At 64.2% G+C, this 8,078-nt stretch carries 10 protein-coding genes and 1 tRNA gene; 8 read left to right on the plus strand and 3 right to left on the minus strand.

Going from position 1 to position 8,078, the window contains the following annotated elements; genetic code table 11:
- The first annotated feature begins 441 nt into the window (after window positions 1-441).
- The 5 genes from SCI24_RS19550 (at window position 442) to SCI24_RS19570 (ending at window position 4,543) form a co-directional block, all read left to right on the plus strand.
- Window positions 442-1,311, plus strand: a complete 870-nt coding sequence (locus SCI24_RS19550; RefSeq protein WP_318726969.1) for a LysR family transcriptional regulator — start codon at window positions 442-444, stop codon at window positions 1,309-1,311.
- Between the two features lie 144 nt (window positions 1,312-1,455).
- Window positions 1,456-2,100 (plus strand): NAD(P)H:quinone oxidoreductase, encoded by a 645-nt coding sequence (wrbA, locus tag SCI24_RS19555; protein ID WP_318726970.1) that lies wholly within the window; start codon window positions 1,456-1,458, stop codon window positions 2,098-2,100.
- Window positions 2,100-2,765 (plus strand): DsbA family protein, encoded by a 666-nt coding sequence (locus SCI24_RS19560; protein WP_318726971.1) that lies wholly within the window; start codon window positions 2,100-2,102, stop codon window positions 2,763-2,765. The genes wrbA and SCI24_RS19560 overlap by 1 nt, the downstream gene beginning before the upstream one ends.
- Window positions 2,766-2,894: 129 nt before the next feature.
- On the plus strand, window positions 2,895-3,713 hold the full coding sequence (locus SCI24_RS19565) for an EamA family transporter (protein ID WP_318726972.1): 819 nt from the start codon (window positions 2,895-2,897) through the stop codon (window positions 3,711-3,713).
- Between the two features lie 161 nt (window positions 3,714-3,874).
- A complete protein-coding gene (locus tag SCI24_RS19570; protein ID WP_318726973.1) occupies window positions 3,875-4,543 on the plus strand; it encodes an NAD(P)-binding oxidoreductase in 669 nt (222 codons plus the stop codon).
- Window positions 4,544-4,553: 10 nt separating this feature from the next.
- Here the strand turns inward: SCI24_RS19570 and SCI24_RS19575 are convergent, their stop codons facing one another.
- A complete protein-coding gene (locus SCI24_RS19575; protein ID WP_318726974.1) occupies window positions 4,554-5,135 on the minus strand; it encodes a 5-methylcytosine restriction system specificity protein McrC in 582 nt (193 codons plus the stop codon).
- Between the two features lie 274 nt (window positions 5,136-5,409).
- Window positions 5,410-5,486: transfer RNA gene (locus SCI24_RS19580), tRNA-Pro, on the minus strand.
- A 198-nt stretch (window positions 5,487-5,684) separates the two neighbouring features.
- Between SCI24_RS19580 and SCI24_RS19585 the strand changes: the two genes are divergently transcribed.
- The 3 genes from SCI24_RS19585 to SCI24_RS19595 all read left to right on the plus strand — a co-directional run bounded on the left by SCI24_RS19585 (window position 5,685) and on the right by SCI24_RS19595 (window position 7,349).
- Window positions 5,685-6,062 (plus strand): CidA/LrgA family protein, encoded by a 378-nt coding sequence (locus tag SCI24_RS19585; RefSeq protein WP_318726975.1) that lies wholly within the window; start codon window positions 5,685-5,687, stop codon window positions 6,060-6,062.
- On the plus strand, window positions 6,059-6,790 hold the full coding sequence (locus SCI24_RS19590; RefSeq protein WP_318726976.1) for an LrgB family protein: 732 nt from the start codon (window positions 6,059-6,061) through the stop codon (window positions 6,788-6,790). The genes SCI24_RS19585 and SCI24_RS19590 overlap by 4 nt, the downstream gene beginning before the upstream one ends.
- 130 nt (window positions 6,791-6,920) lie before the next feature.
- The gene (locus SCI24_RS19595) at window positions 6,921-7,349 is read left to right on the plus strand and encodes a hypothetical protein (RefSeq protein ID WP_318726977.1); all 429 of its coding nucleotides are present in this window, start codon (window positions 6,921-6,923) and stop codon (window positions 7,347-7,349) included.
- Window positions 7,350-7,481: 132 nt separating this feature from the next.
- On the opposite strand, the gene SCI24_RS19600 is transcribed toward SCI24_RS19595, so the two are convergent.
- On the minus strand, window positions 7,482-7,838 hold the full coding sequence (locus SCI24_RS19600) for a hypothetical protein (protein WP_318726978.1): 357 nt from the start codon (window positions 7,836-7,838) through the stop codon (window positions 7,482-7,484).
- Window positions 7,839-8,078: the final 240 nt, after the last annotated feature.

Consider the following 8,078-nt stretch of genomic DNA (forward strand, 5'->3'; position numbering starts at 1 on the left):
ATTCTTGTGTAGTAGCTTGAATTATAACCGATTTTCAGCCGCTTTTTGCATGTCTGGTGCAATTTTCGGGCTAGCAGAAGGGTGCAGTGAAGCTTGTATATAGCCAATCTCTTACCGAGAATCAGCCGACTTCGCTTACAAACACCTCAGCCAGTTGGACCACGTTCTTGATGGCCTCTGCTTGCATCCAGCGGTACTCATTCACTGGCTTCCGGCCAAAGATGACTGGTATAACCATGACGACTGTTGTCCTGCTCGCGCGGGAGACATCGGCAGAGCATCACCTTCAAGCCCACTGAACCCAGGACTCAGGGGCGGGCATGACGCATGATTTGCGTAACCATTGGACCGAAGCCGCCTGCCACACCTGCTTTGAGTAGCAAGTCGCCTTTCCCTTCCTCGCAGGATGCACGGAGTCATACCTTGGACAGATTGGCGGTCATGAGGGCCTTCTGCCGCATCGTGGAACGTGGCAGCTTCGCCAGGGCGGCGGAGGATCTCGGCGTATCACCGGGACTTTTGAGTCGCGACACCAAGCGCCTGGAGCAGCACCTGGGCTGCATCTTGCTCACCCGTACCACCCGCCGGATGGCACTGACCGAGCAGGGCCGCCTCTACTACGAGGAAAGTCGCCGTCTGCTCGAGGAGGTCGAGCAGGTCGAGGAATGGGTTCGCGAGCATACCGACCGCGTGCGGGGGCGGCTGCGTATCAATGCACCCCAGTCCTTCGGCCTGATGGTGCTCTCGCCGCTTTTGCCCGGTTTCATGGAGCGCTACCCCGAGGTTGAGGTATCGCTGGCCCTCGAGGACCGTGTGATCGACATGGTCGAGGGCGGCTTCGATCTGTCGATCCGGGTGCGCGCCACCCTGCCGGACTCGAGCCTGATCGCCCGCCGCATCGCGCCAGTGCATCAGCGGCTGTTCGCCAGCCCGGCCTACCTGGCGGCCCACGGCACTCCGCAGATGCCGGAGGAACTCGCCACCCACGAAGCGGTGAGCTACCTGCTGGCCGATGATGCAAGCCACTGGTCGCTGCATGGTCCTGACGGCGCGGTTTCGGTGGCTTGCCCCGCGCGCCTGGAGGTCGGCAGCAGCCTAATGCTGCGGGATATGCTGATCGCCGGTCGGGGCATCGGTGCCCTACCGGACTTCATCTCCGATCGGGCCGAGGCAGCCGGCCAGCTGGTGCGGGTGCTCCCGGCGTTCGAGCTGCCGACCCGGCAGGTCTATGCCGTCACCGCCTCGCGGCTGGGCACCGATGCCAAGACCCTGGCCTTCCTTGGCCATCTCAAGGAACGGCTGGAGAGCTGACCCCCCGACACCGAAGCCCGCGCCTCCTGATATTCTTTACCATGAGTAAAGAATGTCTTTTCCCTTTCCCGCTTATTCTCGCATTCATGCTGCTTCATGCTCTGTTTCGTCACCCCACCGAAACAGAGAGGCTCACCATGACCCGTGTTCTCGTTCTCTACTACTTCAAGCTATGGCCATATCCGCGCCCTTGCCGAGGCAGAAGCCGAGGGCGCGCGCAGCGTCCCTGGCGTAAAAGTCGACATCCGTCGTGTACCCGAGACGGCACCGTTGGCGGTGCGCAAGGCGGCAGGCCATGTCGCCGACGACACCCCGGAGGCCAAGGTCGAGGACCTGCCCGACTACGACGCCATCATCCTTGGCACGCCGACGCGCTTCGGCAACATGGCCGCGCAGATGAAACAGTTCATCGATCAGGCCGGCGGTCTATGGGCACGCAATGCTCTGGTCGGCAAGGTGGGTGCCGTCTTTACCTCCACCGGCTCGCAGCATGGCGGCCATGAGGCGGCGGTGCTCTCCACCCAGGTGCCCCTTCTGCATTTCGGCATGCTGATCGCCGGGCTGCCCTACACCTTCTCGGGCCAGATGCGACACGACGAGATCGTCGGCGGCTCACCCTATGGCGCTGGCACCGTGGCCGGCGGGGACGGTTCGCGCCAGCCAAGCGATACGGAATTGGCTGGCGCCCGCTTCCAAGGACACCACGTGGCTGAGATTGCTGCACGCCTGGGCGCTGGCCGAGACATCTCGTCATTTGTCTCACAGTCTACCGAGGAGGTGAGCGCCTGATGTCTCTCTCGCCTCCCTCACTCAACCTCGACTTCTTCCACGATGTCGTTTGCGGCTGGTGCTTCAGCCTGTCGCCGCGGCTGCACCGGCTGGCCGAGGAGTTCGAGCTGCACATCCGCCATCGTACCTTCGTCCTGCAGAACAGCCCCGCGCGCATGGTGGAAGTCTTCGGCTCGATGGCACAGGCCAAGGCGACGATCCTCGACCACTGGGCGGCCTGCCAGGAAGCCAGTGAGGCACCCCAGCGTTTCAACATCGAAGGCATGCGCTCGGCTCCCTTTGACTATCCCCATGGCTTGCCCGGGGCACTGGCCTGCCAGGCCGCACAATCCCTGGCCGGCCAGGCAGGGCACTGGCAGATGTTCGATGCCATCCAGGCCGCGCACCTCAGTGAGGCCCGCAACGTTGCTGACCCCAGGGTGCTCAGGGCCATCGCCCAAGAAGCCGGGTTTGGCACCTCTGCTTTCTGGCGGCTGATGGAGGACCCGGCGACCCTCGAGGCCGTCCAGGCCGATCAGCGACTGGCCCGGCGGCTGCGGGTCAGCGTAGTGCCCACGGTGATCGTGCGCGAGACGGGACAACGGCTGGTCAATGGTCCCTTAGACAGCCTGCGCACGCAGCTACTCGACAACCTGCGGCTCGTCGCCAACGAGCTCACCTCCTGATCTCCTGCGCCGGGCGAGCCCGGTGCCCCTGCCGATGCGAGGCATCGCCATGAACCGCTTGACCGACTTGCTGCTCACTGCCCTGGCGCCCACCGTGGGGGCAGCACCTACATTGTCACCAGCGAGCTTTTGCCTACGGGCTATCCGGTCACCCTGGCCGTGCTCCGCGCCTTGCCTGCCGGCCTGTTGTTGCTGTTGCTGGTCCGCCAGCTGCCGGGGCGCGACTGGTGGGGCAGGGTGCTGCTGCTCGGCGCCTTCAATTTCGCGATCTTCTGGACATTGTTGTTCGTGGCGGCTTATCGGCTACCGGGTGGCGTGGCCGCCACCCTTGGCTCGCTGCAGGCGCTGTGGGTGGTGCTGCTGGCTCGCGGCCTGCTGGGGACGCCGATCATGGCGTTCTCAGTCTTGGCAGCGATGGCCGGTGCCGTCGGGGTCGCCCTGCTGGTGCTCACTCCCGCCGCTGAGCTTGACCCGCTCGGCCTGGCAGCTGGTCTCGGAGGTGGTCTATCGATGGCGGCCGGTACCGTGCTCAGCCGCAAGTGGCAACCACCGGTACCGCCGTTGACCTTCACCGCCTGGCAGCTGACTGCTGGCGGCCTGCTGCTGGTGCCACTGGCCTGGTTCGGCGAACCCGCACTGCCCGCTATGACAACGACCAATCTTGTGGGCCTTGGCTACCTCGGCTTGGTCGGCGCCGCCCTGACCTATTTCCTGTGGTTTCGTGGCGTCGCCCGCATCGAACCGGCGGCAGTCTCTATGCTCGGGATGATGAGCCCGGTGACCGCCGTGGCGCTCGGTTGGATGCTGCTGGATCAGAGGTTGAGCCCGCTGCAGGCCGGCGGCGCTGTGGTCGTGCTCGGCTCGGTGTGGCTCGGGCAGTGGGCGGCGCGCCGCGGATCAGGTCCTGCTACTGGAGCGCACTCTATGACCTGGCCATTGCCGCGGTGATGAACGTGATTTGCTGGGCGTCGCCGTTTCGGGCGGTATGTTGGGATGAGAGAACTTGCGCAGGCTGGCGGGGACCCGTAGGCATGAACAGGGTATGGGCCGCACTTTCTGATACGTGCGCACGGCGCGCTCGTGAGCCTACCGCCGGACAATGCGAGAGGATGACGATGAACAAGGTGTGCATCGTAGGGGCTTCCGGGAAGCTGGGGCAGTACATGGTGCAGCACGCTCTTGATCGGGGTTACGAGGTGGTTGGCGTGTGCCGCCCGCAGAGCGTTGGCAAGCTCGGGGCCCTCAAGGATCGCATCACGATCGTTCCGGGAGCGACCAACGACCGGGAGGTGATTGAGAAAGCCGTCGAGGGGTGCGATGGGGTGCTCACGGTGTTGGTGCCCTGGGGCGCTAAGCAGTATGCGACGGGAACGGCGGAGGCTGTGCTCGACCACGCGAAGCCGGGAGCACGCCTCGTCTTTTCCTGTGGCTGGCACATCTCCCGAGATGGTCAAGACGTCTACTCCTGGAAGCTCAAGACCTTCGTGAAGGTCTTCGGATGGCTGGCGCGCCTGACCCGTTTCGCGGACCTGGATGACCAGGTGGAAGCCTGCCGGCGCGTGTTCGAAAGCGATACCCGATGGACCGTAGTCCGAGCAAGCGATCTCGAGGAAGGCGATAGCCAGGGCCTTCCGGTGTGGAGCCGGCATGTCGGTGATCCCATCCTCGCGAGCAACCTCACCCGCAGGGTGGATTTCGCCCGCTTCATGGTGGCGGCCCTTGAAGATGAAGCACTTGTCCAGGAGGCGCCGGCCATCGCGGGTTGCCAGACTGTCTGATGTCTGAAATTCATCGAAATGGACTGATCGCCGAACCATCTGCCACAAGACCATTTTTCTTTGTCTTGTTATTTTCACGCAGCAGGTCTTCGCGGATTCCCTGCCCATTTAGAGGGACAGCGCTAAGGGTCAACTTGGGTGCCTGCGGGACTGCCAGTGTCATAGTATGGCGTTGCCCGGCCCGCAGATGCGCCTGTTCGGGGTAGAGCAGGGCCACCGAGCCGCAGTCATAGGCATTGGCATAGGCTGCCATCTGGTAGAGATCCGCTGCGGATAGCGCCGCTAGCGGGTCGGGCCCTTCGATGCGTTTCCACTTGGTATCCAGGATGATCACAGGTTGCTGGGACTCGTCCAGCAGGCTGATATCCGGAAGCATCAGCAGACGGCCGCGTCCGTTCTCCTCATGGCCCAGGTGTCTCCGCGGGCCTTGTTCCACCAGCTTGAGCCTGTAGCGGCGTGCAAACCGGTGCAGCCGGGTGGCGGCGTAGCGCTCGAAGAGCCGGTTCATGTCGAAGAGCAGGCTGAAGGCCTGCTGGCGCCCCGAACGTGTATCTAGAAACTGGCCGTCCAGGAAGAGGTGAGCCAGCGTCACCAGCGGGGCTTAGCACCCCAAGTCAACCAAGGAGGAGGGGAGTTCAGTGGAGACGTTACGGTTTTGTGAGTAGTTTGGGTGAGGTGTTCGCGGGCAGAAGTAGACCTGGCGACGGGGAGAGGATCGCGAGGGCGATTGACTGGACGGGTAGGTGAGCGTGCTCAGCGTTGCTGGGAGTTTCCGACGTTTGCTACCTATTTGCTACCTAAGGCAGATGCCAACGAAAAACGGTCACCTGCTCTGTGAGCTAAGTGACCGTTTTTACTGATGTTTCTGGTCGGAGCGACAGGATTCGAACCTGCGACCTTTGCAACCCCATTGCAACGCGCTACCAAGCTGCGCCACGCTCCGATGCCGTTTTCGGGATACCCGGCCTGTGGATCCTGGTCCCCGAGAACGAGGCGTATACTAGCGCGTCGCGGGGCAAATGAAAAGTCCCTTTTGCGCTTCCGTATCAATTGCTTGGCCGGATGTCTCGACGAGGCCCCGGATCCCGCCGCTTCTGTCACACTGTCAGCCACGAGAAGAGCTGCCGAGAAGAGGGCGGAGATGCCGTTGATCATGGGAATGAGCATGCTGCTGGCCTGCCAGTTTGCCGGCGAACTGGTGGCGCGGGGGCTCACGCTGCCGATACCGGGGCCGGTGATCGGCATGGTGATCCTGCTGGCGGCCTTGATGATCCGCGGCAAGGTGCCCTCGAGCCTGCGCCTGACCGGGGAGGGGCTGCTGCGCTACCTGACGTTGCTGTTCGTGCCCGCCGGGGTGGGGTTGATGGTGCACTTCGAGCTCATCGCCGCCGATCTCTGGCCGATCGTGGTGACCCTCGTGGCTTCCACGGCGGTGACCCTGGGGGTGACGGCCTGGGTGCTGGAGCGCCTGCAGCATGGGCATGCCCGGCGTAACGGCCGACCGGGGGGCAAGGCATGAACATCGCCTCCCTCGACCAGCTGTGGGTCTACCTCTCGGGGAATCCGCTGCTCTCGCTGCTGGCGACCCTGCTGGTCTTCGCCCTGGCGGTACGGATCAACCGCGCGGTGGGGGGTACCCCGCTGCTGCACCCGGTCACGCTCTCCATCGTCATGCTGATCGCCCTGCTGCTGCTGGTGGACATGGACTATCGCACCTACTTCGAGGGGGCCCAGTTCATCCACTTCCTGCTGGGGCCGGCCACGGTAGCCCTGGCGATCCCCCTCTATGACCATCGCGAACGGGTCCGGCGCCTGCTGTGGCCGCTGCTGCTGGCCTGCGGGGCGGGGATCTTCACGGCGGTGGCCTCCACTCTGGGGTTGGCCATGCTGCTCGGCGCTCGCACCGAGACGCTGCTGTCCCTGGCGCCGCGCTCTGTCACCTCGCCGATCGCCATGGGCATTGCCGAACAGATCGGCGGGATTCCGTCACTCGCCGCCGGCCTGGTGTTGTTGACCGGCTCGATCGGCTGCGCCCTTGGGCCCTGGATCTTCCGCTTGCTGCGCATCACGGATCCGGTGGTGCAGGGGTTCACCCTCGGCCTGGCGGCCCATGGCTTCGGCACCGCCCACGCCTTCGCTCGACTGGGCGCCGTGGCCGGTGCCTTTTCCGGCCTGGCCATGGGGCTGACGGGCCTGCTCACCGCCTTCCTGTTGCCGCTGATCACTCGCCTCTTCGGTTTCGGCTGAGCCTTGCGCGCAGGGGAATCCGGGCACGGCGCGACAGGATAACCACGTGCGAAAATCGTCTGACCGCGCGTGGCGTGCCGGTACTACACTTCTCGGTTGCACCACAACGCCCTTTTCGAGGGATACCATCATGTCAACCGCTAGAAATATCGTGCCAGAGCTGGCCATGCCCGACCCGGTGGTGTCACCGTCGGCATCGCCCGTGGGTACCGGCCCGTCGCCGGTGTCATTGATCGAGGCCTCGCTGCCGGTATGCGACTGGTGGCGCCTGCACTGGATGGATGCGAGCCATCCGATGATCCGGCTGCACCAGGCCTGGATGGCCTCGCTGGTCGAGGCGGCCCAGTTGGAGGTCGAGTTCCTGTCTGTCTGCACCCTGGCGAACAGCAGGGTCGCGAGCTGTCTCGCCGACCCCTGGGCGCTACGGAAGCCGGCAGACCTGGCCCGCTGCTGTCAGGACGCCGCGAGGGAGGTGGTCGATGCCCAGGAGGCGCGGCTCGACAGGGTGACCCAGCTGCCCAAGGAGTTCCGTCAGCGCCTCTGGGAAGAGATCTGCTGAACTCCCGCCTCGCGGCGATGGCCACCCCATCAGCTCCACCAAACGAACGGCACGGCAGGGGTGACCCTGCCGTGCCGTTCTCCTCCCTGCGCGACGCGCGTGGCGCTGCTCCCGGGTGTCATCGAGGATGGCTCAGATCTCCTCCCAGAGACGCTTGCGGAAGTCATGAGAGAGTTCCGCTGCCTTCTGCATCCGCTCCATCTGGGCGTCGGTCACCTCCTTGATGAGCTGCTGGTAGCGCTCCTGCATCTCGGCCGGAGTGTGAGGGGGCTCGCCTTCGAAGGACTGGGATATCTTCTGGCCGCTCTCGGCGAGTGCCTTTAGGAACTCGGCCTCGAACTGCATGGCATCGGCCATGCTCTGCATCCAGGCCAGCTGCATGCGCGCCATGGGCGTGGCTCCCTGGCTGAACTGTTTCTGCCACCACTCCATCATCGGCTGGGCCGCTGCCAGGGCGGGGTTGGCCGTGGTGTCTTTGGGCTTGGTCATGGTCAGTCTCCTTCAGGCGCCTGGCGGGATCTTGGGTCAAGGTCGGCTTTCATCCTGAGTATAGAAGATGATTGCGGTTTGGTGCGTTGCAGCGAAAGGGATTTCCTCGCCGAGGGAAGGCGTGGCGTGGAATGCCTACACGGGTCGCCTCTCTCGGCATGGTCTAGTCGGGTAGACCGGGCGATTGCTCGACCCGGCCCCCCTCAGATCCGGGCATGCGCAATTGACGCACCCGGCTCC

Source organism: Halomonas sp., from assembly GCF_033549285.1.
Lineage (GTDB): Bacteria > Pseudomonadota > Gammaproteobacteria > Pseudomonadales > Halomonadaceae > Halomonas.

Bases quoted from the DNA above. Each gene is read 5' to 3' on its own strand.
- SCI24_RS19550 (WP_318726969.1), top strand. From the start codon at position 442: ATGAGGGCCTTCTGCCGCATCGTGGAACGTGGCAGCTTCGCCAGGGCG.
- SCI24_RS19560 (WP_318726971.1), top strand. From the start codon at position 2,100: ATGTCTCTCTCGCCTCCCTCACTCAACCTCGACTTCTTCCACGATGTC.
- SCI24_RS19570 (WP_318726973.1), top strand. From the start codon at position 3,875: ATGACGATGAACAAGGTGTGCATCGTAGGGGCTTCCGGGAAGCTGGGG.
- SCI24_RS19585 (WP_318726975.1), top strand. From the start codon at position 5,685: ATGCCGTTGATCATGGGAATGAGCATGCTGCTGGCCTGCCAGTTTGCC.
- SCI24_RS19590 (WP_318726976.1), top strand. From the start codon at position 6,059: ATGAACATCGCCTCCCTCGACCAGCTGTGGGTCTACCTCTCGGGGAAT.
- SCI24_RS19595 (WP_318726977.1), top strand. From the start codon at position 6,921: ATGTCAACCGCTAGAAATATCGTGCCAGAGCTGGCCATGCCCGACCCG.
- SCI24_RS19600 (WP_318726978.1), bottom strand. From the start codon at position 7,838: ATGACCAAGCCCAAAGACACCACGGCCAACCCCGCCCTGGCAGCGGCC.